A 25,707-nucleotide genomic window follows, 5' to 3' on the forward strand; every position below is an offset into this window, starting at 1 on the left:
CGCGCCGTATAGCCAAATTGCCAGCATTAACACTCTAGGCAGAATGAATTTTGGCGCTAAAATTATGGCTATGAAAATATTCTCGAAGTTCGTATTTCTCACCCTCTTATTCATCCTGTCCGTTGGCGCCGCCGTATCTGTTGGCGTGGCGGCCCGTGCCGCCGACGAGCCGCGTTATCAGACTTGGCAAGGTGACGATCCCGCCCGGGCGGCGCTTGTTGAGCGCCTGAACAGCCTGATCGATGACGCCGAGCGCGCGCGCTCTGCCGATCCTAACTTTCTCGCCGACCTCCGCGCCGCCATCGACGCGCAGGGTCCGACGGCGCGATCTGCGAGTGAGCCGGTGGAGAATGCAAGCTCCGCCAGCGCAGACGCGGCGCGTGCCGCGGCGCCGAAAGCGACGGCTCGTTTCTCTCGACGATCACCGATAACCTTGACGGTTTAACCAGTGGCGGCGGCGGGCTGTTAGACAGCATTACCGGCGGATCGAGCTCTGGCTCGGACGGCGGCGGTGTCCTGAGCAATGCCGACATCGGTGCCGGTCTGCGCCAGGCGCTGCAATTCGCCTCTGAGCATGTGGTTTCGCAGTTGGGCGCCGTCGATGGGTTCAACCTTGATTCGCTTATTCATATCCCGTTGCCCAAAAGCCTCGACAAAGTGCGTGACGCGCTCGAAATGGTGCGCATGGCGGGCCTGCTGGAGGATTTGGAACTCCGCCTCAACCGTGCCGCCGAGCTCGCGACACCGCGCGCCAAGGAGCTTTTTCTCGGCGCTATCGAGGATATGACGCTCGACGATGTGCGCGGAATTCTAAGCGGGCCGGACGACGCGGCGACGCAATATTTTCAACGCACGACCTCAGCCGGCCTGAGTGACGCCATGCGCCCGATTATCGACAATGCGCTCAACGAGGCGGGCGCGGTGCAGGTTTATGAGCAGACGATGGGAGAATATGATTCATTGCCGTTCATGCCCGACGTCAAAGCGGATTTGACCGCCCATGTGCTGACGCTCGGCCTGAAAGGCATCTTCCACTATATCGCCAAGGAAGAAGCCTCGATCCGCAACGAGCCGGTGAAACGCACCACTGATCTATTGCGCCGCGTCTTCGGCTAGAGGCGCCGCCTCCCACGCATCCGGCCTACCACGCGTCCCAGTGCAGGATTTCATCGAGCGGCCGACGCTTGGCCGGCTTGAAATCGGTGCCGAGCGTATAGGCAACCGGCAGCAGACCTGCTTGCCTGATATCGTCGGGAATGCCGAGCAGCGCCGCTGCTTGATCAGCGCAATTGAGATGCAAGGTGGTGTAGGTTGAGCCCAGCCCGCGCGCCCGCAAGGCCAGTTGAAAGCTCCAGACGGCGGGCAAAATTGAGCCCATCAGGCTCGGCCAATAAATCTCCGGTTTATCGATCAACTCGTCGCGCACTTTGATGCAGGGTATGACGAGGACGGGGACGTCTTCCATCCGATCGAACAGATAGCGTGCTGAATCATAGACCCGCACATCCTGCGCCGCGCCGGCCTCTTTGGCCGCGCGGTATCCGTCTTCCAAATAGGTATCGGTGCCCTTGCGGTAGATGTCGGCGAGGGCACGGCGTTTTTCACCGTCTGTGACCACGATCCAACGCCAGCCTTGGACGTTGGAGCCGCTCGGCGCCTGCATCGAAAGCTCCAGGCAGTCGCGGATGATTTCGCTCGGCACCGGGCGCTCAAGGTCGAGGCGCTTGCGCACCGATCGGGTGGTGGAAAGCAAGGCGTCGGTTACAGTGAGATCGAAGACACTCATCTCATTCCCTTTCGTGAGATCATGATTTTATTGGCACCGGGCCGGCAAAGTTGGGCCGCGAGATATATTCGACCCCCGGGTCATCGAGTTTTCCGTAGCCATCCCAAACACGAAAGCCCAGCAGTGCCAGAAGTTCAGGCGACGCGGTGGCGACAATATCGTCCGTCGCGCCGAGTGTGTAATTTTCCATCGGCCGGAATTGTGGGCCGCAATAGACATTGATGATGCCGATGCGCGGCGCATCCGTGCGGTTGGCGCCGGTCGCATGCCACATCCGGCTGTCAAATATAAGCGCCGCTCCGGCACTGGCGGCACCGGCTATGGTTTCCACCTTGTAGGGCACCGCTGGGTCGGGCTGTTCGCCCAACAGATGGCTGCCGGGAACCAGACGCGTTGCGCCGTTTTCTTGAGTGAAGGCGCTCACCATCCACATGACGCTGCAGGCGGCGGCCGGGTTGATCGGCTTGTCGGCATCGCCGCTATCGGCGCAGTGGGTAAAGCGCTGCATTTCTCCGGCGCGGTGCGCCGGGCGCTGGTTGCGCGGCGTCGGCTCGGGAAGCCACCATTGATCGCTATGCAGCGGCATCTCCTTGCCGCCCGGCTTGCACAGGATCGCATCGCTTGCCGACAGCAGATATGCCGGCCCCAACACATGGCCGACCATGTCCAATATTGCGCGGTGCTGCACGAGATCGAGAAACACCTGGCCCTTATTGATCATCATGTAAATATACTGGTTGTCGGTTTTGCCCTGCGCTTGGTCGTGGAGGCTGCGCGCCCGTTCCTCCGCAGCAAGCTGCGGCACGCGCGACTGCATGTCAGCAATGTCAGCGGCGTCCAACAGGCCGGTCAAAATGCAATAGCCGTGCTTGTCCAAATCGCCTTTGGCTTGGGCGCTGTCGGTTGTCGGTTGCGGCAGGGAAGACATCATGCGATTTATTTTACTGCATTCTCGCGCAACAGCGAAGCACTCGGGCTTTCGCTCGTTCGTGCGCGCAGCTATCATCTGGCGACCGCCGTAAGTTCTTTAGCATTGAGGAAACAGCATGAGTTCGAAGACCACCGCGACCAAAGAAAATGCGCTAAGCAAACAGGAGATCGACGAGCGGCTCGGTGCCACCGCGCTCGCCCGCATGGCGACCTATCGCCCGGACGGCATGATTCACCTGACGCCGATTTGGTATCATTGGAACGGTGAAGTCTTTCGCCTCACCATGGGAGCGGGCCGGATTCATCTGAAAAACATCGCCGCCGATAAGCGCGTATCGATATTGATCGATGAAGATCCCCGTCTTGAGCAAGGCGTCGCCGCTGGTGCCTGGGCCATCATGTGCCGCGGCAATGGCGTACTGTCCCAGGATAAGGGACTCATCCGTGAAGTGACACTGGCGGTGCTCGGCAAGGCGCTCGGCAAGGAAGACGCGGACGCTTATGTCGAACCGGTGATGGCCGAAGGCCGCACCATCATCACCATCACGCCGCAGGATTGGCTCACTTGGGATTACAACAAGGGCGATGACTAACCGGCCGACACCGGCGCGCTAATCCACCGCTAAGTTCGCGGCCTGCTGGCCGCCGGCTGGCGCAGAGGTCTCTATGGATTTGGAAATCTGGCTCGCATTTGTGTTGGCGAGCCTGGTCTTGTTGGCCATTCCAGGGCCAACGGTGATGCTTGTGGTCAGCTATGCCTTGGGGCGCGGGCGGTCTAGCGCCTGGGCCACGGTTCCGGGCGTCGCGTTGGGTGATCTTAGCGCCATGACCGCGTCGCTGTTGGGTGCCGGCGCACTTCTCGCCGCATCCGCCACTTTGTTTACGGTGTTGAAGCTGGTGGGCGCGGCCTATCTGATTTGGCTCGGCATCCAACTGTGGCGCGCCAAACCGTCGCTTGATGGGTTGGAGGGCGGCAAATTTGCCACCGCCGGTTACGGACAGATGTTCTGGAACAGCTATGTGGTGACCGCCCTCAATCCCAAAAGCATTCTATTTTTCGTCACCTTCGTACCGCAATTCATCGATCCTCAGCGCCCGCTCGTCATGCAACTCGTCATATTCGAGGCGACGTTCGTGTCCCTGGCGGCGTTCACGCTTGTCCTTTGGGCGCTGTTGGCCGGCGAAATGCACGCCCGTTTTAAGCGCGCCGCCACGATGCGCCTGATCAACCGCCTCGGCGGCAGTTTCCTGATCGCCGCCGGCGTGCTCGCCGCGACATTGCACCGGGCCTAGATCGGTCCTCGTCATCACATGGAATTGACGCCGCTCTACTGTATAATTCTGATATCCCGTAAATTTTGCAGCGAGGGTCTTGATCATGAACAAATCTGAACGCGGCTTGTTTGAACTCTATCGAGACGATCCCGAGCGCGGCGATGCGCTGGCATTTGGTCGGCGCGGTTTTCTCAAAGGTGCGGGGCTCGCCGCGATGGGCGCGGCCTTGGGCACCACGATTCCCTTTGCGCGGAACATGCCGGGCGGGCTTGTACCGGCGGCGTTCGCCGCGGAGGACGCGCCGTTCATCATCGACGGCAAGGACGGCCTGCGTCTTCTTAATGACCGGCCGCTGAATGCGGAAACGCCGGCGCATCTCTTGGATGACGCGATCACCCCCAATGCCCGGCATTTCGTGCGCAACAACGGCTTGGTGCCGGATGCCGCCCGGGCAGGAGATTCCTCAAACTGGACGCTGGCCATCGATGGCGAGGTCGACAATCCCCTGACCCTATCGCTCGCCGATTTGAAACAAAACTTCGCGCCGCAGACCTTGGCCTTGCAGATAGAGTGTGGCGGCAATGGCCGTGCCAGCTTTGATCCGCCGGCCAGAGGCAATCAATGGAGCACCGGCGCGGTCGGCTGCGCGCGCTGGACCGGCGTGCGCGTGGCCGATGTCCTGCGCGCCGCCGGAATTCGCGAAAATGCGGTCTATACGGGCTATTACGGCAATGATCTGCACCTTTCCGGCGATGCGTCGAAGGAAGTCATCTCGCGCGGCGCGCCAGTGTGGAAGATGATGAATCCGCACACCCTGCTGGCTTGGGACATGAACGGCGAGGCGCTGCCCTATTGGCATGGCTTTCCTGTGCGCATTGTCGCGCCCGGTTGGCCGGCTTCGGTTTCAGGCAAATGGGTGCGCCGCATTTGGGTGCGCGATCAGGTGCATGACGGCGCCAAGATGACCGGCAAAGCCTATCGCACGCCGGGTTATCCGGTGGCGCCGGGCGAGAAAATTCCCGACGAAGATTGGCGCATTATCGAGGCCATGCCGGTCAAATCGCTGATCACCTATCCGCAATCCGGCGCCTCACTGGGCGCCGATAACCGGGTGATGGAGGTGCGCGGCCATGCCTGGGCCGGTGACGATGCGGTGGAGCGGGTGGAAGTCAGTTATGATTTCGGCGCCACCTGGCAACGGGCCGAGCTCGATGCGCCGGTCAATCGCTATGCTTGGCAGAACTGGCGGACCCGAATCCGCTTTCCGTCCAAGGGCTATTACGAGGTGTGGGCGCGCGCCACAGATACCGGCGGGCGCATGCAGCCCTTCGCGGTTGCCTGGAACGCCAAGGGATATCTCAATAATTCCATGCATCGCGTGGCGTTGCGCGTGCCGTCGTAGTGGTGCGTGCTCACCTGGCGCTCCGGCTGCTGTTGCTCTCCGCGAGCCTCATCCTGCCGCTTTCCGCTGGAATGGCGGAAGATGGGATGGCGGAAGAGGTAGGTGAAGATTATGGCGGGCTGCCGCCCGGCACCGGGCGCGAGGTCACGTTCGACACCTGCAATGCCTGCCATTCAACAATGCTCGTGGCGCAACAGCGCCTGACGCGGGATAGCTGGGACGAGACCCTCGAATATATGGTCGAGGAACATGGCATGGATGCGTTGGCGCCGGAAGATCGCAGAGAAATTCTCGACTATCTCTCGACCAATCTTGCGGCGGATACGCCGCGTTAAGAATCCACCGCGCCGCTCTGGCTCAGCCTCGACTCGGCTGTGTGCCGTCTCCGCGACGCGAATTGCGCCAAACACGGGCCGATATGAAGCCAAATCGGACGCCCGAGAATGTCAGTTTGGCGCAGGCGGACATAGTCGCGCAGTAACCCGCCGCCGCAGGCGTGACAACGCGCGTCCGAGGGCCGCTCTGGTGAGAATTTTTGGCGCCAGCGTTCCATTCCGGCTTCGACGGCTGAAACGATGCAGCTCGCAACATTTGTTGTGACGCGGGTGGTGTCGGACATGGTGGTCTCCCCTGTGAAATCTTCCTCACAGGGTAGCCAGGGCGTAGGAAATCCGAAGTCCTGCGCATTGCCAGCTTTTGATATTTGGGAAAACTGGATGCTATGTCAGGGACTTAGAGAGGTTTAGGCGGCGCGGCGGGACCAATCGACGATGCCGAGCCAAGCCGGGCCGTTACCCTCAGAATTGAGTACGGGAACGGCTGCGACGCGGTAATGGATGCGCTGCCCGCGGCGCGCAATGGCGCCCTGGCCCAATTGCGGGCTCTGGTCGGCAATGAGACGATTGCCGAGGGATGAAAGTTTCTGCATCACCGCTGCGGCGACGCCGGGCTCATCGGTGGGCGCGCGGTAGCGCTCACCCAGCCGGTTGACTAGATGGGAGCCGACTTCGGCCACTTGGACAGTGCGCTGCTTGCGGTTCAATTCGCCATAAACGCAATATTCCCGCTCGCCATTGAGGCTTTTCAGCAAACTATCGACGGTCACGGCGTTATCGCCGCCGCCGAGGCTTTGCCATAGGTTCGTAAGCATTTCTGTCTTACGTGTGTTTTTATGTGACTTTACAGGCAAATTAGCCATCCTGCGGTTCCTCCAAATTGATCCGTGCGGGCCATCAAAGCGGAATCTGGCGCTACGCGGCTTTGAAAATATGTTAACGGGCGTTACATCAGATTTAACAGAAATAATTTATGTTAACAACGGTTACATTTAGGCGCCGTTAAGTATCACGTGTTGAGGCGCGGCGCCGGATGTGATGCGAATTGGCGCTGGCGTACTTCTAATCAGGCCGACATAATCCGCCGGCCCCATAATCCGCTGGCCACATGTCAAATTCCCTTTACGCTTGCCTTCCGGCCCACCCGTTCCGCGGCTTTATTCGCCGGTGCGGTAGCCTGTTTGGCCGTTTCTGATGGAAGGCGGTTCGGTATTATGGGGCGCCGGCGCCGCTGTTTCCTGGGGCTTTGCCGATTTTGTCGCGCGCTTCACCGGGCGCTCGGTCGGCGTGGCCGCCTCTTTTCTCGCTGTCTCAGTGCTCGGCGTGGGCGCCCTTCTGCTCTTCATGTGGCTGCGCGGCGATACCATGCTGTGGCACAACCCCGATGCGGTCAGCGTTCTCGGCCTGGGGCTGCTGGTCGGCGCCGGCGCGACCACGGCGCTGGCCACGGTGCTGCTGTATGAAGCGCTGACCAAGGGGCCGGTCTCCTTGGCTTCGCCCGTGGTCTCAAGCTATCCGGCGCTCGCCATGCCGATTTCGCTGGCGCTTGGCGCGAGTCCACATTGGTGGCATTGGCTCGCCATGTTGTTGACCCTGCTCGGCATCTGGGTTGTCGCGATGGTGGTGTCTTCGGGCGGAAGTTGGCGGGGACAATATGACGGCACGGTGATCCGCCGGACGATCTTTCTGTCTCTCGGTGGTGCGCTCTGTTTCGCCGTGACTTTAACCACCGCCGGCGAGGCCATCGAAATTTACGGGCCCTGGCAAACCATGATCGCGGTGCGCCTGGTCGGCGCCATTCTGTTCATTTTGTGGTTCTTGATGCGCCGCGAGGCGCCGCGGTTTTACCCGCGGTTGTGGCCGATCCTGATCGTGCTCGGCCTGCTCGACACCATGGGTTATCTCGGCGTCTATCTCGGCCTCGGCTACGTCAATGGCGAGTTCGCCATTGTCGCCAGCTCGGCCTATTCGGTGGTTGCCGTGATTCTCGCCCGCGTCTTCCTGCGCGAGCCGGTGAACCTCGCACAATGGGGCGGAATCGCCCTCGTGGTGGGCGGCATCGCTCTGTTGAGCATCTGAGTGCGCCACCTGATTCCGTTAAAACTATTTAATATTGCATAGTTTAATATTAACCTTCTCTTAAGCCTAAAATATTATTCTGCACCCGTAATTGCAGAGCCAATGCGCATGTCCTATTTAATGATATTCATATAGTAATACGCATTTAGGTTCATGAAATATCTATTCATGGAGAATGTATTAGCTATGAAGATTTCTGGGTTTAGTTTCAAACGCAACATCGGCGGGCGTTTGGCGTTAGGATTCGCAGCCGTATCAATTGTTCTCGCGCTGGCAGTCGGTGTCACCCTGATCAAGATTAACCATATCGACAGCAGTGTGGCGCTTATCTCCGAACAGCGTGTACCGACAGCAATCGCCAGTGCCACCATGGTGGATAATGTTCATGCCTCGCTTGCCGGCCTGCGTGGCTGGATGTTGACGGGCAACGAACTCTTCAAGGTTGAGCGCGCCGCTGTGTGGCGCGATATCGCCCATCGCCGCAGCGATTTGGATGAACTTTCCCAACACTGGACAAATCCGGAAGAGGTCGCGGAATGGAACACGTTCAAAACGGTGTTAGACAAATTCGAGATCGCGCAAGCCAAGGTCGAGAGCATTGCCAACACGCCAGAGGAACATCCAGCCACTCAAATGCTGGTGACCGAGGCTGCGCCCCACGCCAGCGTCATGCTCGGCGCCATAACCGCGATGATCGATGCCGAAGCCGAAGTGGAAATGGACTTTTCCACATGAATGATCGCCGCGCCCTGCTCACCATCATGGCCGATGTGCGTGGCACGCTGGCTCAAGGCGTTGCCAACATCCGCGCCTATCTGTTGACCGGCGAAGAGAGTTACAAAGAAAAATTCGACACCCTGTGGGCCAAGAACGAGCTGCGTTTCAACGATCTTAACCAGGCCTCCGGGCTGCTCTCGGCCACGCAGGCCAAGCAATTCGATATCTTCAAATCTGAGCGCGCGGAGTTCTCTCCCTTGCCCGGAATGATGTTCGAGATTCGCGGGTCAGCTCAGTGGAACACAGCCAATTACATTCTGGTCACCGAGGCCGCGCCAAGCGCGAACATACTGCTGACCACGCTTCTTGGGCCGGAAGACGCCAATGGAGAGCGCGCCGGCGGCATGGTGGAGAATCAGGAAGCGCTTCTCGAATTGGATGCCGCTGCGGCCAGCGCCGCGGTCCACCAACTGACGATTATCGAATGGGCATTGCTGGCTATCGGAATGTTCATCGCGGTTGCCGTTGCCTTCGCCACCAGCCGCGCCATCGCCAAGCCGATTGCCGCTATGACGTCGGTTATGAAGGACCTGTCGAATGGCGATAACACCGTCGAGGTGCCGGCGCGGGAGCGCGCCGATGAAATCGGCCAGATGGCCGCTGCGGTGCAGGTGTTCAAAGAAAATGGCATCGAGAAAGAACGCCTCTCCACCGAGCAGAAAGTTGAAGCAGAGGAACGCGAGGCGCGCTCCCAGCGCGTAGACGATCTCTGCCGCACATTCGACAGCAATATTTCCGGGGTCGTCGATGCGGTGAGTGCCGCCTCAACCCAATCGGAAACGACTGCCCAATCCATGTCAGTGACGGCGGAGCAGACCAGCCAGCAAAGCGCGGCCGTAGCTTCGGCGTCGGAAGAGACAACGGCTAATGTTCAGGCGGTCGCGACCGCCACTGAGGAATTGGACGCTTCGATCGCCGAGATCGCGCGCCAAATGGGCGAGTCTACCCGCAACGCGCAAAATGCGGTTGCCGAAGCCGAAAAGACCAATGAGACGGTCAAGAGCTTGTCCGAAGCTGGGAAGAAGATCGGCCAAGTTGTGGACCTGATCAACGATATCGCCAGTCAGACAAACTTGCTGGCCCTCAACGCTACCATTGAAGCGGCGCGCGCGGGCGAGGCGGGTAAGGGTTTTGCAGTGGTCGCGTCCGAAGTGAAAAGCCTGGCCAACCAGACCGCCAATGCGACAGAGGAGATCGGCGCGCAGATTGCCACACTACAAGGCGCGACCGAGGACGCGGTGACTGCTATCGGCGGCATCGGTGTCATGATTGGCAGCATCAGCGAAACCTCGACGATGGTGGCCGCGGCTTTCGAAAAGCAGCGCGCCGCGACCGGCGAAATTTCGCGCAACGTCCAACAGGCCGCCGTCGGCACTCAAGAAGTCGCGTCGAACATAACCAGCGTACATGCTGCAGCGCAGGAAACCGGTTCCGCCGCCGTGCAGATGAAGAGCGCGGCCAGTGAATTGTCGGAACAGTCCGCTCTGCTGCGCAAAGAGGTCGGAGGTTTTCTTAGCGAAATTCGCGCCGCCTGAACCGCAGAAAAATTCATAGGCGACACGACCCTCCGGGCAAATCCGCCCGGAGGGTTTTTCTTGTGCCAAACCCCCGAATCTTGTTTGGATGACAAACCGATCCGGCTCTTGTTAACTTAGGGTAATCATTCATCGAGTTTTGCAGGGGGGGTCGAAGATGCCGGCACACGGTTTTCAGGTCGACGAGAAAATTCTGGCGGAGGTCGCGCAAACCCGCGCCAGCCTGCTGGAATCAAAGCATTTGCCAGGCTGGTTCTACACCTCGCCCGAGCTGTTTCAGCACGAAATCGATACCATCTTCATGAAGGATTGGCTGTGCGTTGGGCGTCTCGAGGAATTTCCCAATGCCGGCGATTACGCCGCACTCCGCATCGCCGGCGAGCCCCTGCTGATATGCCGTGGCAATTCAGGCGAGATGAACGCGTTTCGCAACATTTGCCGCCACCGTGGCGTCGAAGTGGCGACCGGTGAGGGAAATCTCGCCAAATTCACCTGCCCCTATCACGCCTGGGTCTATGATCTCGAAGGCAAATTGATGGGCGCGCCGCATGTCAAGGAATTGAAGGCCTTCGACGTTGCAGAGTGCCGCCTGCCGCGCGTGCAGATCGACAATTGGGGCGGCTATATTTTCATCAATTTCGATGCCGATTGTCAGAGCCTTGGAGATTATCTGGACGAAGACGGGATCCGCGATTTTGCCGCTTTTCTGCAGCCGGAAAACACCCGGGTGTCGCATAAATTCGTGGTCGATGTGCCGTGCAATTGGAAGTTCGTGCCGGAAAATCTGATGGACATGTATCACGTCGGCGTCATCCACAAAGAATCCTTCGGCGGCCATTTCCCGGTCGCCAATTTCCGCTTTAACTTGCAGAAGAGCGGCTACAACGCGACCTATGAAAGCTACACCATGGCGCCGAAGGGCGTGACCTTGTTTGGCACCATGCCGTGGCTACGCGGCAAGGTGGAGGAGCTGTTCGCCTGCACGACATGGATCCGCCCGACGATGAATTTGTTCGGCCGCCATGACCTCATCCAGCCCTGGGTAGCCCATCCGATCGATGAGAAAACCACGCGCGTGACGATATACACCCAGCTGCCGGCGGAATATTTCGACACGCCGGGATTTGCAGAAAAGAACAAGATTTACGGCGACTTTATCAAACTCGTCGCCACCGAGGATTTGGGGATGCTGGAATCCTTGCAAAACGGCGTCGGATCGCGCGGTTATGTTCCCGGCCCGACGGTGAAGTTGGAGCGCGCCATTCACCATCTGCTGAACTATTATCTCGACCGTTTGCTGCAACAAGACGATGGCGCGCGGGCGCGCCGCCACGAAGACAGCCGCGAAGCGCTGAAACAAGCCGAGGCCGCACATGGCGCAGCGCGCGACGGCGGCTATACCAAATCCTTTCAGGCCGCTGAATAAGGAACTCATCATGACCAGTGAAAGCGATGTGACAGCTCTCTTCCGCGCCAATTTCGAGCTTTGTGAAATCGGCCCCGGGCAAAGCGTGGCCGTTCTTTCTGAAGGCAGTCTTCTGCCCGAATATCGGGCTGCCTCTTTAAGCGCCATCTCGTCGCTCGGCGCCGAGGCGCTCGACGTCAATATACCCTCCGAGGATGCCCAGGACGCCAGCTACCGCATCGCCAATCTCGGCGAAAATCCGCTGTCGCGCCACCCCGAAGCCCTGCAACGCTGCAAGGACGCCGACATGGTGGTCGACCATATGCTGCTGCTGTTCAGCCATGAACAAATCGCCATGCAGGAGGCCGGCACGCGCATTCTGCTAATCGTCGAGCCGGTCGAGATATTGGAACGCCTGTTTCCGAGCACCGCGTTGCGCCGCCGCGTCGAGGCGGCCGAGGAAAAATTCACCGCCGCCAAGACGCTGCGCTTCACCAATGAGGCGGGCAGCGACGTGACCTATCGCCTCGGTGACAAACCGATGCTCACCGAATATGGCTATACCACCCAGGCTGGTCGTTGGGACCATTGGCCGGGCGGCTTCATCGCCTCGCTCGCCGCCGAGAACGGCGTTGACGGGCGGGTCGTGATGGCGCCGGGGGACATCGTCTTCCCGCTCAAATGCTATGTTGAGGAGCCGATTGAATACGTCATCAAAGGCGGCTGGGTGAAGGAGATCAACGGCGGTAAGCAGGCGGCGGAGCTACGCCAATTCATGGACGGCTATAACGACCCGCGCGCCTATGCGGTCTCCCACATCGGCTGGGGCCTCAACGAGAAATGCGAGTGGAACCCCGATCTGCCGGGCATTGGCATGGATGGGCGCGCGCATTACGGCAATGTGCTATTTTCGCTCGGCCCCGATACCGAGTTCGGCGGCGACAACGACACGCCGTGCCACCTCGATCTGCCGATGCAGAACTGCAACCTGTGGCTCGACAAGGAACTGATCGTCGAAGGCGGCGACGTCATGCCGGCGGCGATGCGGGCCTAATCACTCTCACGCGTTAGGTGGCGGAGCCCGAACACGACCGCTACGACGCCGTGAAATAAAACGCGCTCCACAACAGGCGTCGAGGTGACGGCATGGATGTTTTGATCGTTGGAGCCACCGGTAAAACCGGCAGGCTTATCATTCCCTTGTTGCTGGCGGCGGGGCATCGGCCGCGCGCCATGATCCGTGCTGAAAGCCAGAGTGAGACCATGTTGGCGCTTGGCGCAGAGCCCGTTCTCGGCGATCTCGAAGGGCCGCTGGCAGACGTCGTGCGCGGTCATACCGCGGTGATCTTTGCCGCCGGCTCAGGCTCAAAGACCGGGCCGGAGAAAACCATCGATGTCGATCAAATCGGCGCCATATCGCTGATCGATGCTTGTGTGGCGGAGAACTGCCGGCGCTTTGTGATGTTGAGCGCAATGGCCACCGGCACGCTCGAACGTGCGCCGAAAAAACTGCATCATTACCTCACTTCCAAAGCCATCGCCGATGCCCATCTAAGCGCCAGCAGCCTGGATGCGACGATCGTCCGCCCAGGCTATCTTTCCGACGATGCTGCCACCGGGCGCGTCCGCATCGGCGAGAATCTTGGCGAGGTCGCCGAAGGCGGCGCTATCAGCCGCGCCGACACCGCCCATATTCTCGTCGCCTGCCTCGGCCTTACCAACACCATTGGCGCCTGCTTCGAAGTGCTCGCCGGCGATACGCCGATCGAAGATGCGCTAGCGGCGCTCTAAGGGGGGCTACCAGGCTTCTCCGTTGGCGGCCAGCATCGAGGTTTGGGTGGTTCGTTTGTGGCGCGCCAGGGCTTTGCGGAGTTTCATCGCTTCGCTGCAATTGCGGCAAATTTCCTTGAGCGAATTCAAGTGGATCGCGGCCTGGTCCGGATCGCCGATCAGTAGATAAGCCTCGCCAATATATTCATGCGCGCCGCGGTGGCGCGGGTCCAATTCCAGCGCCTGGGCATAGTTGCTGAAGGCGAGATCGAGTTGGCCGAGCCGGCGGTGGGAATAGGCGAGCAGATTATAGGCGTTGGCGCTCGGTGAACCTGATTCGATTGCGCGCTCAAATTTTTCCGCAGCATCCTGCCAATCGCCTGCGTCCAACGCGCGCTGGCCGGGCGCAAGGGTTGGATCGCCGCCGACATAACTGCCTGTTACCTGGGCGTCGCCGCCGGTCCCGCCGTCGCCGGCCGCGTTGGTCGGAGCGAAGGGAACTAGAGCGATCAAGAAATTGGCCGCGAGCGCCGCGATTCTAACGTCGAGTTGCCTCATCCGGGCATCCTCCCTTTTGGTGGCGGTGGTGGCTAGGGCGTAGGCTTCCATTCGCGCGCCAGTCGGTCGGCCTCAGCAATTTCCTCTTCGTTCATGCGGTAGGTGAGGTGATTGCGGAACATGACGGCGATCATTTGATTCTGCTGGCCGACGATAGCATTCCACTTCAGCGCCTGAACAAAATCCCGCTCTACGCCGCGCCCCTCGGTGTACATGAAGCTGAGGGCGGTTTGCGCCACTTCATGGCCTTGCGCCGCTGCTTTTTGGTACCACGCCGCCGCTGTTTCGTGGCTTCGTGCAACGCCCTCACCGGCGGCGTACATTTCCGCCAGCAGGGACTGCGCCCGGGCATGGCCTTGTTCGGCGGCGGCGCGGAATTGCTTTGCCGCCTCGGCAAAATCCTGCGCCACGCCTTTGCCGCGGTAATACATGACGCCGAGAAAATGCTGCGCCTCGGCGTCACCGGATGCGGCAAGCGGGCGGAAAACATCAAGCGCCGTCGCGAAATCGCCGCGTTCGAAGGCGGCTTCGCCGCGATCCATATCGGCGTATGCCGGCGCGACGGAGAGCAGCGACAAAACCGCCAGCGCATAAATCCAACGCATCATGCCTCCTCCCGCTCTCGGCAGTCAGTTACCCGGCCGACGGCGGAGACAGCATAACAATCGCCTGTTACAACCGCATGTCACGAATTCGTCAGCGCCGCACCTCGCGCGGCCCACTGTCGCGCGTTATATATTGCAAAACAGCCAGAGGGGGAGAGACAGTATGACCAGTTATCGGGAACGCCAGGTGGTGGCGCCAGCGAGCTTAGGCGAGGCGGCGCCGGCGGCGCGGGGAATATTCGATCACGTCATGTCGACGCGGAAGCTTGGCTTTTTGCCGAATATGTTCGCCGTCATGGGGCGCAGTCCGGGTGCGCTTGAAGCGGTCGCCGCGGTTGGAGAGCATGTGCGCTTTCATTCGGCGCTGGATGAGGATCTGCGCGAGATGGTGATTTGCGAAGTCTCGGCCATCCTCGGCAATAAATACGAGTGGCGTCATCATATTCATAAAGTGCCGGAGCGCTTGCGCCCGATCATCGGCAATGCCGCGATCGAAAACGAGCCGGCGCCGACCGGCCCGGCGCTGCGTTTTGCCCGTCTGCTCGCCAATGGCGACACTGTGCCTGATGAGCTGATCGATTCCCTCAAGGACATATTAGGCGATGAAGGCCTGATCGATCTCACCGTCATGGTCGGTTACTACCAGCTGCTCGCCACGTTCTGCGCGACGCTCGGCATTCAAGTCGAGGACGCGGTGCCGCAAGCGGCGATGCCGCTCAAGGGAACTTGAAGCTGGTCGCTACGAAACACTGCGGCTCTTAGCGCCAATCATGCTAGGTTGAAGCGCAAATTTTGAAGGAGGACAACGATGAGCCTGGCAGAAAAGCTGGCGGACATTAAGGCCGGCGGCGTCAAGAATATACCCAAGGACTGGCAAACCGTGATGGGGCGCTCGTTAGACGAGCTGCGCGCGTCCGGCATTATGGAGGGCGTGATCAAGGCCGGCGACAAGCTGCCGGATTTCACGCTCAACAATGATGACGGCAGCGCCATTAGCTCTAAGGCATTGTTGGCCGATGGGCCGCTCGTCCTGACGTTCTTCCGCGGCCACTGGTGACCCTATTGTAATGCAGAGCTGTATGCTTTGCGTGACATTGTGGAGGAGTTGAAACTCCACAACACGACACTGGTGGCGCTGACACCGCAAATTGCTGAGCACAGTGCCGGCATGCGGAAGAAACACGGGCTCGACTTTCCGATACTGCATGATCCGCGCAATGATTATGCGGCCAAGCTTGGTCTCCGCTTCCCGTATTCTGACGAGCTGAAGAAAGTCTATGACGGCTTTAAGGTCGATCTGGCGAAGGTCAATGGCGACCCGAGTTGGACCATGCCGATGCCTGCCCGCCTGGTGGTGGACCAAAGCGGCATCGTTCGCGTTGCCGATATCGACCCGGACTACACTGTGCGGCCGGAGCCGCAAAAAACGCTGGACGACGTTAAAGCTCTTTAGTTAGGCCCTCAGACGTCGGGCGGGTGCGTCCGCGCCCTTTTGGCTACCTCGTATTAACTCGGGCGCGCGGTCACGCTTGCCGGAATGCAAAGTAGCATTCCGGGGGCGGTTCCGCCTGGAAGAATCTTGTCGGGTTCTTTTGTGAGCCAGTCAGTCAAAAGTGATGATTGAAATTACCGAGCATATCGCCCTCGAACCGGCCGAGATCAGTGAAACATTCATCCATGCCGGCGGGCCGGGTGGGCAGAATGTGAACAAGCTTTCGACAGCGGTGCAGCTGCGCTTCAACCTCGCCCGTTCGCCGGCCCTGCCCGAGGATATGCGCGTCCGCGCCGCCCGCCTGGCCGGCCGCCGGCTGACCAAAGATGGCGACATCGTCATCACCGCCCGGCGCTATCGCACACGTGAACAAAATCGATCGGATGCCCTGGCCCGTCTGGTAGCGCTGCTGCGCCAGGCGGCCGAGCGCCCGATTCACCGCCGCCCGACGCGACCCGGCAAAGCCGCCAAACAGCGCCGCGTCGACACCAAAACCAAGCGCGGCCGTACCAAGCAATTGCGCGGCGTATACCGGGGTGAGGTGTAGGCGCAAACGCGTTGGCTTGCCGGCACGGGAAGGGTCCGTTGCGGCGGCGATTTCTGATAACATCGGAGCGACATAATGAGCAGGGGAGTGGTGGGCCATGAGTGAGCAGCCGATTATTTATATGAACGGCGATTATGTGCCGTTGAGCGAAGCGAAGATTTCGATTCTCGATCAGGGCTTTTTGCTCGGCGATGGCGTGTTCGATGTGGTCTCGGCCTGGAAAGGCGTGATCTATAAATTGGACGGGCATATCGAGCGCCTGTTCCAATCGCTGCGGGCAGCGATGTTGAACACGTCGATGAGCCATGACGATTGGCGGCAGGCCATCATCGAGACCATGCGGCGCAACAGCTTCCGCGACGCCACCATCCGCTTTATCGTGACCCGCGGCGTCTCGTCCAAAGTGGTCGCGGACCCGCGCGAGTTTGAGCCGACGATCATCATCTGGCCGGCGCCCTATATCTTCCTCGCCGATGAAAAGAAACGCGCCGAGGGCATTCGCCTTTTTATTAGCCATCTCCGCGCTTTTGCGCCCGATACCTTGGACCCGCGCTACAAATGCCTCGACCGCCTGCATTTTCAGTTGGCCAAGATCGAGGCGCTCGATGCGGGCTGCGATGATGTGATTTGGCTCGCCCAGGGCGGCCATGTCGCCGAAGGGCCAGCGTCAAATCTTTTCATGGCCAAGGGCGGCAAGGTTTATACGCCGGGCGAGGGGGTGTTGCGCGGCATCACCCGCCAGGCTTTCATGGAGATTGCCGCCGAGGCCGGTATCGAATGTATCGAGGCGAATCTCACGCCGTTCGATCTTTATTCAGCGGATGAATTATTCACTTGCAGCACGGCCGGCGGCGCCCTCGCGGTGCGGGAAATCGCCGGCCGCAAGATGCAGGGCCCAGTGCCGGGCCCGATCACCCAAGAGCTAGACCGGCGCTATTGGGAAAAACGTGAAACCGGCGCCGACGGCACGCCGATCGACGGCTAACCCGGTGCCTCAGTTTCCGCTCCCAGCTACCACCCTGTGACGGTCGCCTTTAATGGCCTGTTACGTCTATGTGCTGGGGAGTGGGGACGGTGGCGGGTTTCGCACTTATGTCGGCTGGACGACCGATTTGGAAGCGCGGCTGCAGAAACATAATTCAGGCAAAGGCGCGCGCTCGACCCGCGGGCGGGCCTGGCGATTGCTCTATGCCGAGCGCTTCCTCAATCGAGGCGAAGCGATGAGCCGCGAATGGCACCTCAAGCACGACCGCGAATTCCGCAAGCGGTTGAGCATACAGGCGGTTTCGCCCTAGCGCCGGCCCTGGAGCGCTTGCGTTGCCCTTCCGGCCGAGGCGATTTAACTGGTGAGGACCGTAGAAGGCATAAAGCCGTTCTTTCCATTGACTTCGTCATGATGGGCGATCACATCCGCGGAGGTGATGCGTTTCACCTGGCCGGAATTGATGAAATTCTGAATTGCTTGCGCTTGATCATCCGCCGTCATTCCTGGCGCGGCTTTGATACGTCGAATCCGTCGCATGGCGTGGCCTGAAGCATAAGACATGGTCGCTACCTTTCACTGGTAAATGAACAGAGAGATTCCATGAGTACAAAGAACGCTAGCCAAATTATTTCATGAATAATGTGACTAAAATCACAATTTTTAGTTGCTGTGAGGCAACTATTTTGGCGGCTTGTGTCGAATGCTAGAGGCTAAGTCGGCGAAGTTGGTCAACTCTCCGCCTTGCATTTGGATTCCGTAACAGAGTTGTCACGCGACGGTCTCCAAGCTGTCTTAAGTTCTTATTAAATTTCCCGTGCCGGCCGAAAACCCGCGCCGCCTGGCGCAATCAGGTTCGGTTGTCTGAGTGTCTTAGAATTTTTGCAAGGGAAAGAAGCTTATGTACAAAGCACTGCTTCACGCCGCCTTGATCTTGGCGGGCTCCGTGGGCATCACCGGAGCGATCAGCGCTGCCGCGCAGGCCCGCGATCAGATTCACATCGTCGGTTCGTCGACGGTATTTCCGTTTGCGGCCGCCGTGGCCGAGGAATTCGGCAAGACCACAAACTTCAAAACACCAGTAGTCGAAAGCACCGGGTCGGGTGGTGGCCTCAAACTGTTTTGCCGAGGGGTGGGCGTTCAGCACCCCGATATCGCTAACGCGTCACGGCGCATCAAATCCACCGAAGTTGAAAATTGTGCCTCCCATGGCGTGGCGGATATCACCGAAGTGAAGATTGGCTTCGACGGCATCGTTATGGCCGGGTTGAAGGCGAGCCCGCGCATGAACTTAACACTGCAACATATTTGGCTGGCCCTAGCTTCCAAGGTGCCGGAGAACGGACTGGCTGGCGGTAAGCTGATCGAGAATCCTTATCGCAACTGGGCGGACATCGATCCGGCGCTGCCCGATCGCGCGATCGAAGTGCTGGGACCGCCACCGACCTCCGGCACACGCGATGCCTTTGTCGAACTCGCTATGGAAGGTGGCTGCAAGGGGGTTGCCGAAATCGCGGCGATGAAGAAAACCGACAAGAAATCCTACAAGGCGATTTGCCATACGATCCGCGAAGACGGCGCCTTTATCGAGGCTGGCGAAAACGACAATTTGATCGTGCAAAAACTGGTTGCCAACGCAAATGCTCTTGGTGTGTTTGGCTTCAGTTTTCTCGATCAAAACCGCGACAAGATCCAGGCCAGCGCGATCAATGGCGTCGAAGCGACCTTCGATAGTATTTCTGATGCCAGCTATCCGGTTTCGCGCTCGATGTATTTCTACGTGAAAAATGCCCATGCCGGCGTTATCCCGGGCATTGCTGAATATCTGGGCGCCTTCACCAGCGAAGATGCGTGGGGCGCGTACGGCTATCTTGCCGACAAGGGATTGATCCCGCTTCCTGATGCCGAGCGGGAAGCGATGCGCAATGCCGCATTGTCTTTCACGCCGCTGAACTTGTAAGACGCCGGCTAATAAGGCGCCGGGCCGACGAATTTCATCCCGGCGCGAAGAGATGACGCCCGCTCTGGCTTCGGCCGAGCGGGCGTTTTTTTTGTTCGCCGGTACGCTTCTTTGAGAGTCACGAAACCGTCATCAAGACGAAACATTGTTGTCTCGAAACGGCGATAACTTCCTGCCACCGAGGGCCGGAAAATAGCCGATGACGGACCCGATTAAAACTAGCGATCGGCGCAGAAATTATGATCAGGAGTCAGAGATGCAATTGTTTAAGACGGCGTGCGCGTGTGTGAACAGGCCCAAGAGGGCGAACCGTGCCGTCCTCACCTTGGCGTCGTTGGCAACCATACTGGGACTCTCCATCGCGCACCCAGCGATGGCGGATAATGCGACGTCAGATTTGAAATTGGAGAATCAGGCGCTGCAAAACCGCGTCGAGGATCTTTCCCAGGAACTCCAAATTCTCAAAAAAATGGTTGTGCAAAATCAGCAGGCGGTGGCCAAAGCGACCGAGGACGCCGGGTCCCCCTTGAACATCGTGACGAGCGGAAATAAAGATGTTTCGCTCAAGATATCGGGGCAAGTGAGCCGCATGGCGCTCTATGCCGATGACGGCGATGAATCGCGTTGGTTCCAGGCTGACAATGACAATTCCTCGACACGCATCCGGCTTGAGGGAAAGGCCAAACTGGATGATGAATGGTCGGCCGGTACCAATATAGAGATACAGTTCGAATCAAATTCAAGCGCCGATGTGACCATTGACCAGAGCGCATCCGTGATCGGCAGCGATAGTTTTACCGAACGCAAGTTGGAACTTTTCCTGGCAAGCGCAGAATTCGGCAAACTGTCTTTAGGCCAGGGCGATAGCGCTTCAAATGGCACCGCCGAAACTGATCTATCCGGCACGGCCCTTGCTTCGAAATCTGAACTGGCCACACTCGGTAAGAAAATAAACTTCACGCGGAGCGGCACAGAGGGCACCAGCGCAGGGACCACCATCGGCGACATGTTCAACAATCACGACGGCCTCAGTCGGGATGATCGCTTGCGCTATGATTCACCGAGTTTCTCCGGCGCCAAGCTTTCGACTTCTTGGGTGGACGGAGACGAATGGGATGTCGCGCTGCGCTATGCCAAGAAATTCGACGGCACCGAGGTCGCTCTCGCCGGCGCCTATTGGGATGCCGGCTCGACCAGCCTGATCGACGGCTATAGCGCGTCGGGCTCGGTCATGCTGCCGTTCGGAACCAATCTCACGCTCGCCTATTCGGCGCTAAACAATCAAACAGTTGGACGGAATGATGAGGATTTTTTCTTCGCCAAACTCGGCCAACAGTTCAAGGCAACGAGCCTCGGCAAGACGTCCATCTCGATCGACTACAGCCAAACCAACGACCAGAAGGTCAACAATGATAGCGGAACTGTTGTTTCAATGGCGGCGGTGCAGAAGATCGACAAGCTGGGCGCGGAACTCTTCGCCGTAGTGCGCCAGTACGATGCGGACATTCCCAACGTTTTGACCGAAAATATTATGGTCGGAGGCGTCGGGGCGCGTGTGAAGTTCTAGCCCCCTCAGAACGGTAACCGCGAAACTTGGCGGGACGGTTCGCGATGGTGCGACGTCCCGCCCTTTCTATTTCTTGGTTTTATGTCTTGGCAGGTCGGCGGACCTTGGCGTTCGTCGAAACCGCCGCCATTGCAGGCGCCGTCTCAGGCGCCCTCAACCATGACAAAATCACCGTTTGAGGCTTCGAGGCGCATGGGCAAGATTTCTTGATACTCCGCTGAGTTGTACCAGCCCTTCGCCGCCGCCATATCGGGAAATTCGATGACGACGAGTCTGTTCGGCCGCCAATCTCCTTCAACAACGTCCGCTTCAGCGCCGAGCACGATGGCCTTGCCGCCATGTGCCTCAACTGTGGGTTTGGCTTTGGCGGCATACTCTCCCATGAGACCCGGGTTTGTTACTTCGATGTTGGCTATCACGTATGCGGCCATAGCTCGTTCTCCCTGGATTTAAAGCTGAAATGATATTCTTTTACGTTTGCTGGTCGCCGAATTGTACGTCCTTCAATCCTCAACGCCTAATGCGCGCCGCAAGTCCGCTTTAATGTCGTCCTCGACACCGTCTGGAAATGCCGCCACGACCAGCGTTTTGAGCATATCCTGTACCTCTCCCCCCGGTGCTTTCTCTAGCAGCTTGAAATATTGCGAGAGATTTTGGACGGCCGCTTGTGGCGAGGGTGGGTTGGTCTCGCCATGTTCGAGGCTGTGACGCGACAACATGGCGTGCTGCAGCTTTTCCGCTTCGAGTTCGAGAGCGGCAATTTTTGTGCGCAAGCTGGAGGCCGGTTTGGACAGCTCACCCAATTCCGCAACCATCGGTTTTAGGGTGCGCCGTACGCTGCGGAGTCCGTGTACGACGTCGCTCTGCCAAGGCGCCAAATATGCGAGCAATTTGCGCATCTCGCCGTCGGCAAAACCACCGCGCCAACAGCAATAGAGCAGCATGTTCACGTCGGCGCCCACGCCATCCTGCAATTCCAAACAGGCATCTTGAACGCCCGGACGCCGGTAAGTTTCTAGGGAGAAATTCCAAAGTGAGCCGGGCATATCGTTGCGCCTTGGCGGATCGGTAAAAATGGCAAATTGGGCGCATGTGTTGTTGCGCCGAGGCACGCTATCCCACATTCTGCGCCGGCACCACTCACGCTTCAGGGAGAGACGCTAGATGGCCAAATTGGCCGCCGAACAGATGATTGAATTGGTGGAAAAATCCTATTTCTACAATGTGGATAACAAGAATTTAGACGCCGCCGTCGATTGTTTTACGGAAGATGCGGAGCTGACTGTGCAAACCGCCCACGTTACGCATCGTGGGCATGATGCAATCCGCCGCATGTTTGGCGATTTCATGCGCGATACGCCGGTGATCTATCATGGCGATTATGGCCATGTCGTGGACGTCGACAAGCAGGTGATCGCCTCCGAATTCCTGGCCCGCAACAATCTTGCAGATGGCAGTGAAGTGGCGATGCGAAACTGCAATTTTTTCGTTGTGCGCGACGGCCGTTTTTCGAAGGTGACCGTCTATATGAGTGGCGATAATCCCCTGGTTTGAGCCGGGGGTTTAGGCCAGAGCTTAGTCCGACGGGAAAGCCGGATTAACCGGAAATAGGTGCCTCCAGCAACAATAGATGATCGAGTTTGATTTCGGCCATCTTCACGACGCGCGCGCCATCTTCGTCAACTCGCAAAACCTTGCCGACGAATGGGATGTCGGGCCGCGTGCCCGACCCCACCACGACACCGGTAAAGTGGTCTTTCTTGTCGTATTGAAATAAACCGTAGGAGCGAAACCCGCCGAGCGACCAATTCTCGGTCGATATCGTTTCGCCGTCGATCAAGATTGAAAGCTGCTTGGTTGGGTCGAGCTCGCGTTGATGGTCGCGGCGCTCGTCCGTGTGTGCCATGGCCTGCATGGGCGCCTCTCTTTCAAAGATTTCGCCTGTGTAGTTCAGCGATGGCATGAATAGTGAATAGATTTTGTTTTCATTTCGTTAACGATGAATCTAGATGGTTAGTCCAAATCGCTGTATTCAATTTCGACCGTGGCATGGGTCACACCAAAGCGTTCCTTGAGGCGGCTTTTTATTGCGGCAACCACCTCGCCGGCGCGGTCCGGCGACGCGTCAAGTCTGGCGGATTTGGGCGCGATTCGGGCATGAAGGGTCATCATCGGCCGTTCCTGCGTGATCGACCAGGCATGCACATGATGCACAGCGATGATTTCCGCAATATGCGACGTAAGATCGGCGGCGACGGTTTGCGTATCGAGCCCCTCGGGCGCGCCTTCAAGTAGAATATGGCCTGATTTTTTCACCACCAACCAGGCGCTTCTGAGAATTATCAGCGCTACCAGCACGGACAAAATCGGATCGGCCGGCAGCCAACCGGTCAATAATATGACAAGCGCCGCGAGGATCGCGGCAGCGGACCCCAACAGGTCGCCCATCACATGGATCGCCGCGGCGCGGATGTTGAGATTTTCGCGCTCGGTGTCGGACAGGCCGCCGGACAGGATTACGAATGCGGCGATGTTCACCATCAGGCCGACGGCGGCGAAGGCCAGCATGGTATCGCCGAGAATTTCATTGGGCGTGCGCAATCTGCCAATCGCTTCAAAGATGATCCAGCCGGCGATGGCGAACAGGCTGAGCCCATTGACGAACGCGACGAGGATTTGAAAGCGGTCGAAGCCGAAGCTGTGCCGCCAATCCGACGCCCGGCGCGCGGCGCGGAAGGCTGCCCAGGCCATTGCCAAGGCAATGAAATCGGCGAGCATGTGGCCAGCATCGGCGAGCAACGCCAGGGAACCGGAAATAATCCCGCCGGCGATTTCGCCAAGCATGAAAAGCCCGGTGAGCACCGCCGCCCAGGCGACCCGGCGTTCATTCTTGCGATGATGTGCGTGTCCGCCCGTCATGGTGCAATAACTTACTCTCAGCCGGCGCCAAGATCGCAACATTTCGCCGCCCCCGAGGATGGTGCGCCTGCTCCCTGGCGGCTATGCGGGCGCCGGAAGACGTGATTGCGATCCCCCGGCACATTATATCGTCGGCCCGCCTCAGGTTTTCCCGGCACAAACATTGGCGACCGGCGGGGATTAATGCCATATAGTCGCCGCCAGGAAAAAATCACAGGAGAACGAAACTATGGCACTAAGAATTAACGACGTAGCGCCCGACTTTTCGGCAGAGACGACGCAAGGCACCGTCAATTTCCACGACTGGATTGGTGACGGATGGGCGATTCTGTTTTCGCATCCCAAGGATTTCACGCCGGTTTGCACCACCGAACTCGGATATATGGCCGGGCTGCAACCGGAATTTGAGAAACGCAATTGCAAGATCCTTGGCCTCAGCGTCGACGGCGTCAGTGATCACGTGAAATGGTCGCGCGACATCGAGGAAACGCAGGGCCACAAGGTGAATTACCCGCTGGTCGCCGATCCCGCGCTGAACGTGGTGAAACTCTATGACATGCTTCCGGCGGACGCCGGCGATACCTCCGAAGGGCGCACACCGGTTGACAATGCGACCGTCCGCTCGGTGTTCCTGATCGGACCGGACAAGAAGGTCAAAGCCATGCTCACCTACCCGATGAGCACGGGGCGCAACTTCGATGAAGTGCTGAGACTACTGGATTCATGCCAGCTGACGGCCAAACATCAGGTCGCGACGCCGGTGAACTGGAAGCAGGGCGATGACGTCATCATCGTCCCAGCAGTTTCCGACGCGCAGGCCAAGGAGAAATATCCGGGCGGCTGGAAGTCACTCAAGCCCTACATTCGGATCGTTCCACAACCGGGCAAGTAGGTCCTAAGACAGTCGTTTATGGGCCGGTAGAAACCAGCGCTGCCGGCCCACTATCGTCGAGGGAGAGGCGGATTGCGGCGTAACAATTGTTCGTGGTGACTCTACGGGCCTTATTTGCCGCGCCTTCAGCATGTGCCGAGAACCGGCAACGGATATTTTCTTATCCACCGAAAGAACCGCCTTTCACCATGCCGCCGGTGAAATCATTTGCCGGGCCGGTGCCTGGTTGGTGGGGATATTACCCGCATCTAAAGTTGATGATGGAGCGCGGTAAGCTCGCCAGGTCCTCACTCAAGTCGGTGTTCAGGCGCTTGGTGAATAGCTGTTGTGCCGGCGGCGACAATCCGGCGGCGCGTCAGGAAACTGAATAGCCCTTCACTCGCAAACATGTCGCAACTTCGCATCTTAAATTCTCTGATGGATTCGACGGCGCCCATGCCGATCCTGGCGCCTGTGCCGACGATGGCGCCAAAAATTATGCCCTCAGCTTTGCCGCTCACGGTAAAGCCCAGGTAAAGCCCGTGATACGCGCCGAAGAAACTGCCCCACAGTCCGGCGCCCGTGGTTTCAGGCGCCACCTCGATCGCGCTTTTGCCGTGGCATCGGTTCACATCGCTGCAATAGGCTTTGTTGTCGAAGCCAGCAGCTGCCCGGTCCACATTGGGCGCGGCGCATGCCGCCAGCGCAGTGACTAGCAAAAGCGCAAATATCCCGCCAATTCTGTCGCGCGTCATGAGGAGATTTGCTCGAGCAGTCCGGAGATGAAGTCAAGACGCGCCGATGTGCCGCGGCAACTCGGTGCGCCTGTCCGTCGTCATATAATTTGGAACAATCTACGGCCTGATCTAAAGGAGGATTTGGCCCACCTAGTTCAAGATATTAAGCGGCGTA

Annotated in this window: 32 protein-coding genes and 1 pseudogene; 22 read left to right on the plus strand and 11 right to left on the minus strand. The window is 58.8% G+C overall.

Annotated elements, in window-relative coordinates; translation table 11 throughout:
• The first annotated feature begins 64 nt into the window (after positions 1-64).
• Both O3A94_01495 and O3A94_01500 read left to right on the plus strand, forming a co-directional pair.
• Positions 65-445, plus strand: a complete 381-nt coding sequence (locus O3A94_01495; protein ID MDA1354924.1) for a hypothetical protein — start codon at positions 65-67, stop codon at positions 443-445.
• Positions 446-516: 71 nt separating this feature from the next.
• The gene (locus O3A94_01500; protein MDA1354925.1) at positions 517-1,116 is read left to right on the plus strand and encodes a DUF4197 domain-containing protein; all 600 of its coding nucleotides are present in this window, start codon (positions 517-519) and stop codon (positions 1,114-1,116) included.
• A 25-nt stretch (positions 1,117-1,141) separates the two neighbouring features.
• Here O3A94_01500 and O3A94_01505 read toward each other — a convergent pair whose 3' ends face one another.
• Together O3A94_01505 and O3A94_01510 are read right to left on the minus strand one after the other, a co-directional pair.
• The gene (locus O3A94_01505) at positions 1,142-1,786 is read right to left on the minus strand and encodes a nitroreductase family protein (GenBank protein MDA1354926.1); all 645 of its coding nucleotides are present in this window, start codon (positions 1,784-1,786) and stop codon (positions 1,142-1,144) included.
• Between the two features lie 19 nt (positions 1,787-1,805).
• The gene (locus tag O3A94_01510; protein MDA1354927.1) at positions 1,806-2,717 is read right to left on the minus strand and encodes a phytanoyl-CoA dioxygenase family protein; all 912 of its coding nucleotides are present in this window, start codon (positions 2,715-2,717) and stop codon (positions 1,806-1,808) included.
• Positions 2,718-2,832: 115 nt separating this feature from the next.
• Here O3A94_01510 and O3A94_01515 point away from each other — a divergent pair, with 115 nt between their 5' ends.
• The 4 genes from O3A94_01515 (at position 2,833) to O3A94_01530 (ending at position 5,728) form a co-directional block, all read left to right on the plus strand.
• Entirely contained in the window at positions 2,833-3,309 is a 477-nt protein-coding gene (locus O3A94_01515) for a pyridoxamine 5'-phosphate oxidase family protein (GenBank protein MDA1354928.1), read from the plus strand.
• 73 nt (positions 3,310-3,382) lie between these two features.
• Positions 3,383-4,009: a LysE family translocator gene (locus O3A94_01520; protein MDA1354929.1), complete on the plus strand. Its 627-nt coding sequence runs from the start codon at positions 3,383-3,385 to the stop codon at positions 4,007-4,009.
• An 85-nt stretch (positions 4,010-4,094) separates the two neighbouring features.
• A complete protein-coding gene (locus O3A94_01525) occupies positions 4,095-5,393 on the plus strand; it encodes a sulfite oxidase (GenBank protein ID MDA1354930.1) in 1,299 nt (432 codons plus the stop codon).
• Complete coding sequence (locus O3A94_01530) at positions 5,393-5,728, plus strand: aldehyde dehydrogenase (protein MDA1354931.1); 336 nt, start codon at positions 5,393-5,395, stop codon at positions 5,726-5,728. Before O3A94_01525 ends, O3A94_01530 begins: the two co-directional genes overlap by 1 nt.
• Before the next feature lie 407 nt (positions 5,729-6,135).
• Here the strand turns inward: O3A94_01530 and O3A94_01535 are convergent, their stop codons facing one another.
• On the minus strand, positions 6,136-6,543 hold the full coding sequence (locus tag O3A94_01535) for a hypothetical protein (protein ID MDA1354932.1): 408 nt from the start codon (positions 6,541-6,543) through the stop codon (positions 6,136-6,138).
• Positions 6,544-6,922: 379 nt separating this feature from the next.
• Here O3A94_01535 and O3A94_01540 point away from each other — a divergent pair, with 379 nt between their 5' ends.
• The 6 genes from O3A94_01540 (at position 6,923) to O3A94_01565 (ending at position 13,315) form a co-directional block, all read left to right on the plus strand.
• On the plus strand, positions 6,923-7,807 hold the full coding sequence (locus O3A94_01540; protein ID MDA1354933.1) for a DMT family transporter: 885 nt from the start codon (positions 6,923-6,925) through the stop codon (positions 7,805-7,807).
• Positions 7,808-7,993: 186 nt separating this feature from the next.
• Entirely contained in the window at positions 7,994-8,542 is a 549-nt protein-coding gene (locus tag O3A94_01545; GenBank protein ID MDA1354934.1) for an MCP four helix bundle domain-containing protein, read from the plus strand.
• Positions 8,539-10,119 carry a methyl-accepting chemotaxis protein gene (locus O3A94_01550; GenBank protein MDA1354935.1) on the plus strand — a complete coding sequence of 527 codons (1,581 nt, stop codon included), beginning with the start codon at positions 8,539-8,541 and terminating at the stop codon, positions 10,117-10,119. The genes O3A94_01545 and O3A94_01550 overlap by 4 nt, the downstream gene beginning before the upstream one ends.
• Before the next feature lie 157 nt (positions 10,120-10,276).
• The gene (locus O3A94_01555; protein MDA1354936.1) at positions 10,277-11,545 is read left to right on the plus strand and encodes an aromatic ring-hydroxylating dioxygenase subunit alpha; all 1,269 of its coding nucleotides are present in this window, start codon (positions 10,277-10,279) and stop codon (positions 11,543-11,545) included.
• A gap of 10 nt (positions 11,546-11,555) precedes the next feature.
• Positions 11,556-12,578 (plus strand): leucyl aminopeptidase, encoded by a 1,023-nt coding sequence (locus tag O3A94_01560; protein MDA1354937.1) that lies wholly within the window; start codon positions 11,556-11,558, stop codon positions 12,576-12,578.
• Between the two features lie 92 nt (positions 12,579-12,670).
• Entirely contained in the window at positions 12,671-13,315 is a 645-nt protein-coding gene (locus tag O3A94_01565) for an SDR family oxidoreductase (GenBank protein MDA1354938.1), read from the plus strand.
• A gap of 6 nt (positions 13,316-13,321) precedes the next feature.
• Here O3A94_01565 and O3A94_01570 read toward each other — a convergent pair whose 3' ends face one another.
• Positions 13,322-13,852, minus strand: a complete 531-nt coding sequence (locus O3A94_01570; protein MDA1354939.1) for a tetratricopeptide repeat protein — start codon at positions 13,850-13,852, stop codon at positions 13,322-13,324.
• Positions 13,853-13,884: 32 nt separating this feature from the next.
• Positions 13,885-14,460, minus strand: a complete 576-nt coding sequence (locus tag O3A94_01575; GenBank protein MDA1354940.1) for a tetratricopeptide repeat protein — start codon at positions 14,458-14,460, stop codon at positions 13,885-13,887.
• Positions 14,461-14,620: 160 nt separating this feature from the next.
• Between O3A94_01575 and O3A94_01580 the strand changes: the two genes are divergently transcribed.
• From O3A94_01580 to O3A94_01605, 6 genes and pseudogenes are all read left to right on the plus strand, one after another.
• On the plus strand, positions 14,621-15,187 hold the full coding sequence (locus O3A94_01580) for a carboxymuconolactone decarboxylase family protein (protein MDA1354941.1): 567 nt from the start codon (positions 14,621-14,623) through the stop codon (positions 15,185-15,187).
• A 78-nt stretch (positions 15,188-15,265) separates the two neighbouring features.
• Positions 15,266-15,514, plus strand: a complete 249-nt coding sequence (locus O3A94_01585) for a hypothetical protein (protein MDA1354942.1) — start codon at positions 15,266-15,268, stop codon at positions 15,512-15,514.
• Positions 15,515-15,529: 15 nt separating this feature from the next.
• A pseudogene (locus tag O3A94_01590) lies at positions 15,530-15,910 on the plus strand (redoxin domain-containing protein).
• A gap of 163 nt (positions 15,911-16,073) precedes the next feature.
• Complete coding sequence (gene arfB / locus O3A94_01595) at positions 16,074-16,496, plus strand: alternative ribosome rescue aminoacyl-tRNA hydrolase ArfB (GenBank protein ID MDA1354943.1); 423 nt, start codon at positions 16,074-16,076, stop codon at positions 16,494-16,496.
• Between the two features lie 97 nt (positions 16,497-16,593).
• Positions 16,594-17,481 carry an aminotransferase class IV gene (locus tag O3A94_01600; protein MDA1354944.1) on the plus strand — a complete coding sequence of 296 codons (888 nt, stop codon included), beginning with the start codon at positions 16,594-16,596 and terminating at the stop codon, positions 17,479-17,481.
• A gap of 52 nt (positions 17,482-17,533) precedes the next feature.
• On the plus strand, positions 17,534-17,791 hold the full coding sequence (locus O3A94_01605; protein MDA1354945.1) for a GIY-YIG nuclease family protein: 258 nt from the start codon (positions 17,534-17,536) through the stop codon (positions 17,789-17,791).
• Between the two features lie 44 nt (positions 17,792-17,835).
• Here O3A94_01605 and O3A94_01610 read toward each other — a convergent pair whose 3' ends face one another.
• Positions 17,836-18,042, minus strand: a complete 207-nt coding sequence (locus tag O3A94_01610) for a hypothetical protein (GenBank protein MDA1354946.1) — start codon at positions 18,040-18,042, stop codon at positions 17,836-17,838.
• Between the two features lie 337 nt (positions 18,043-18,379).
• Here O3A94_01610 and O3A94_01615 point away from each other — a divergent pair, with 337 nt between their 5' ends.
• Together O3A94_01615 and O3A94_01620 are read left to right on the plus strand one after the other, a co-directional pair.
• Positions 18,380-19,438 carry a substrate-binding domain-containing protein gene (locus O3A94_01615; GenBank protein ID MDA1354947.1) on the plus strand — a complete coding sequence of 353 codons (1,059 nt, stop codon included), beginning with the start codon at positions 18,380-18,382 and terminating at the stop codon, positions 19,436-19,438.
• Between the two features lie 286 nt (positions 19,439-19,724).
• Entirely contained in the window at positions 19,725-21,005 is a 1,281-nt protein-coding gene (locus tag O3A94_01620) for a porin (protein MDA1354948.1), read from the plus strand.
• A 143-nt stretch (positions 21,006-21,148) separates the two neighbouring features.
• Here O3A94_01620 and O3A94_01625 read toward each other — a convergent pair whose 3' ends face one another.
• Both O3A94_01625 and O3A94_01630 read right to left on the minus strand, forming a co-directional pair.
• Positions 21,149-21,436 carry a DUF1330 domain-containing protein gene (locus O3A94_01625; protein MDA1354949.1) on the minus strand — a complete coding sequence of 96 codons (288 nt, stop codon included), beginning with the start codon at positions 21,434-21,436 and terminating at the stop codon, positions 21,149-21,151.
• 72 nt (positions 21,437-21,508) lie between these two features.
• Positions 21,509-22,051, minus strand: coding sequence for a TIGR02444 family protein (locus tag O3A94_01630; GenBank protein MDA1354950.1), 543 nt, complete (start codon positions 22,049-22,051; stop codon positions 21,509-21,511).
• Positions 22,052-22,169: 118 nt separating this feature from the next.
• On the opposite strand from O3A94_01630, the gene O3A94_01635 reads away from it, so the two are divergent.
• Positions 22,170-22,559 carry a nuclear transport factor 2 family protein gene (locus tag O3A94_01635; GenBank protein MDA1354951.1) on the plus strand — a complete coding sequence of 130 codons (390 nt, stop codon included), beginning with the start codon at positions 22,170-22,172 and terminating at the stop codon, positions 22,557-22,559.
• A gap of 43 nt (positions 22,560-22,602) precedes the next feature.
• Here the strand turns inward: O3A94_01635 and O3A94_01640 are convergent, their stop codons facing one another.
• On the minus strand, positions 22,603-22,920 hold the full coding sequence (locus O3A94_01640) for a hypothetical protein (protein ID MDA1354952.1): 318 nt from the start codon (positions 22,918-22,920) through the stop codon (positions 22,603-22,605).
• A gap of 98 nt (positions 22,921-23,018) precedes the next feature.
• The gene (locus O3A94_01645) at positions 23,019-23,924 is read right to left on the minus strand and encodes a cation diffusion facilitator family transporter (GenBank protein ID MDA1354953.1); all 906 of its coding nucleotides are present in this window, start codon (positions 23,922-23,924) and stop codon (positions 23,019-23,021) included.
• A gap of 229 nt (positions 23,925-24,153) precedes the next feature.
• Between O3A94_01645 and O3A94_01650 the strand changes: the two genes are divergently transcribed.
• Entirely contained in the window at positions 24,154-24,816 is a 663-nt protein-coding gene (locus O3A94_01650) for a peroxiredoxin (protein MDA1354954.1), read from the plus strand.
• Positions 24,817-25,103: 287 nt separating this feature from the next.
• Here the strand turns inward: O3A94_01650 and O3A94_01655 are convergent, their stop codons facing one another.
• Positions 25,104-25,550 carry a hypothetical protein gene (locus tag O3A94_01655; protein MDA1354955.1) on the minus strand — a complete coding sequence of 149 codons (447 nt, stop codon included), beginning with the start codon at positions 25,548-25,550 and terminating at the stop codon, positions 25,104-25,106.
• Positions 25,551-25,707: the final 157 nt, after the last annotated feature.

It is taken from the genome of Pseudomonadota bacterium (genome assembly GCA_027624955.1).
Classification (GTDB): Bacteria; Pseudomonadota; Alphaproteobacteria; order UBA828; family UBA828; genus PTKB01.

Excerpts from the sequence above, each read along its gene's own strand:
- O3A94_01515 (MDA1354928.1), top strand. The coding sequence starts at position 2,833 with ATGAGTTCGAAGACCACCGCGACCAAAGAAAATGCGCTAAGCAAACAG.
- O3A94_01605 (MDA1354945.1), top strand. The coding sequence starts at position 17,534 with ATGGCCTGTTACGTCTATGTGCTGGGGAGTGGGGACGGTGGCGGGTTT.
- O3A94_01580 (MDA1354941.1), top strand. The coding sequence starts at position 14,621 with ATGACCAGTTATCGGGAACGCCAGGTGGTGGCGCCAGCGAGCTTAGGC.
- O3A94_01555 (MDA1354936.1), top strand. The coding sequence starts at position 10,277 with ATGCCGGCACACGGTTTTCAGGTCGACGAGAAAATTCTGGCGGAGGTC.
- O3A94_01650 (MDA1354954.1), top strand. The coding sequence starts at position 24,154 with ATGGCACTAAGAATTAACGACGTAGCGCCCGACTTTTCGGCAGAGACG.
- O3A94_01540 (MDA1354933.1), top strand. The coding sequence starts at position 6,923 with ATGGAAGGCGGTTCGGTATTATGGGGCGCCGGCGCCGCTGTTTCCTGG.
- O3A94_01550 (MDA1354935.1), top strand. The coding sequence starts at position 8,539 with ATGAATGATCGCCGCGCCCTGCTCACCATCATGGCCGATGTGCGTGGC.
- O3A94_01570 (MDA1354939.1), bottom strand. The coding sequence starts at position 13,852 with ATGAGGCAACTCGACGTTAGAATCGCGGCGCTCGCGGCCAATTTCTTG.
- O3A94_01635 (MDA1354951.1), top strand. The coding sequence starts at position 22,170 with ATGGCCAAATTGGCCGCCGAACAGATGATTGAATTGGTGGAAAAATCC.
- O3A94_01585 (MDA1354942.1), top strand. The coding sequence starts at position 15,266 with ATGAGCCTGGCAGAAAAGCTGGCGGACATTAAGGCCGGCGGCGTCAAG.
- O3A94_01505 (MDA1354926.1), bottom strand. The coding sequence starts at position 1,786 with ATGAGTGTCTTCGATCTCACTGTAACCGACGCCTTGCTTTCCACCACC.
- O3A94_01625 (MDA1354949.1), bottom strand. The coding sequence starts at position 21,436 with ATGGCCGCATACGTGATAGCCAACATCGAAGTAACAAACCCGGGTCTC.
- O3A94_01630 (MDA1354950.1), bottom strand. The coding sequence starts at position 22,051 with ATGCCCGGCTCACTTTGGAATTTCTCCCTAGAAACTTACCGGCGTCCG.
- O3A94_01600 (MDA1354944.1), top strand. The coding sequence starts at position 16,594 with ATGAGTGAGCAGCCGATTATTTATATGAACGGCGATTATGTGCCGTTG.
- O3A94_01535 (MDA1354932.1), bottom strand. The coding sequence starts at position 6,543 with ATGCTTACGAACCTATGGCAAAGCCTCGGCGGCGGCGATAACGCCGTG.
- O3A94_01615 (MDA1354947.1), top strand. The coding sequence starts at position 18,380 with ATGTACAAAGCACTGCTTCACGCCGCCTTGATCTTGGCGGGCTCCGTG.
- O3A94_01520 (MDA1354929.1), top strand. The coding sequence starts at position 3,383 with ATGGATTTGGAAATCTGGCTCGCATTTGTGTTGGCGAGCCTGGTCTTG.
- O3A94_01495 (MDA1354924.1), top strand. The coding sequence starts at position 65 with ATGGCTATGAAAATATTCTCGAAGTTCGTATTTCTCACCCTCTTATTC.
- O3A94_01565 (MDA1354938.1), top strand. The coding sequence starts at position 12,671 with ATGGATGTTTTGATCGTTGGAGCCACCGGTAAAACCGGCAGGCTTATC.
- O3A94_01640 (MDA1354952.1), bottom strand. The coding sequence starts at position 22,920 with ATGCAGGCCATGGCACACACGGACGAGCGCCGCGACCATCAACGCGAG.
- O3A94_01645 (MDA1354953.1), bottom strand. The coding sequence starts at position 23,924 with ATGACGGGCGGACACGCACATCATCGCAAGAATGAACGCCGGGTCGCC.
- O3A94_01560 (MDA1354937.1), top strand. The coding sequence starts at position 11,556 with ATGACCAGTGAAAGCGATGTGACAGCTCTCTTCCGCGCCAATTTCGAG.
- O3A94_01510 (MDA1354927.1), bottom strand. The coding sequence starts at position 2,717 with ATGATGTCTTCCCTGCCGCAACCGACAACCGACAGCGCCCAAGCCAAA.
- arfB (MDA1354943.1), top strand. The coding sequence starts at position 16,074 with ATGATTGAAATTACCGAGCATATCGCCCTCGAACCGGCCGAGATCAGT.
- O3A94_01545 (MDA1354934.1), top strand. The coding sequence starts at position 7,994 with ATGAAGATTTCTGGGTTTAGTTTCAAACGCAACATCGGCGGGCGTTTG.
- O3A94_01655 (MDA1354955.1), bottom strand. The coding sequence starts at position 25,550 with ATGACGCGCGACAGAATTGGCGGGATATTTGCGCTTTTGCTAGTCACT.
- O3A94_01575 (MDA1354940.1), bottom strand. The coding sequence starts at position 14,460 with ATGATGCGTTGGATTTATGCGCTGGCGGTTTTGTCGCTGCTCTCCGTC.
- O3A94_01610 (MDA1354946.1), bottom strand. The coding sequence starts at position 18,042 with ATGTCTTATGCTTCAGGCCACGCCATGCGACGGATTCGACGTATCAAA.
- O3A94_01525 (MDA1354930.1), top strand. The coding sequence starts at position 4,095 with ATGAACAAATCTGAACGCGGCTTGTTTGAACTCTATCGAGACGATCCC.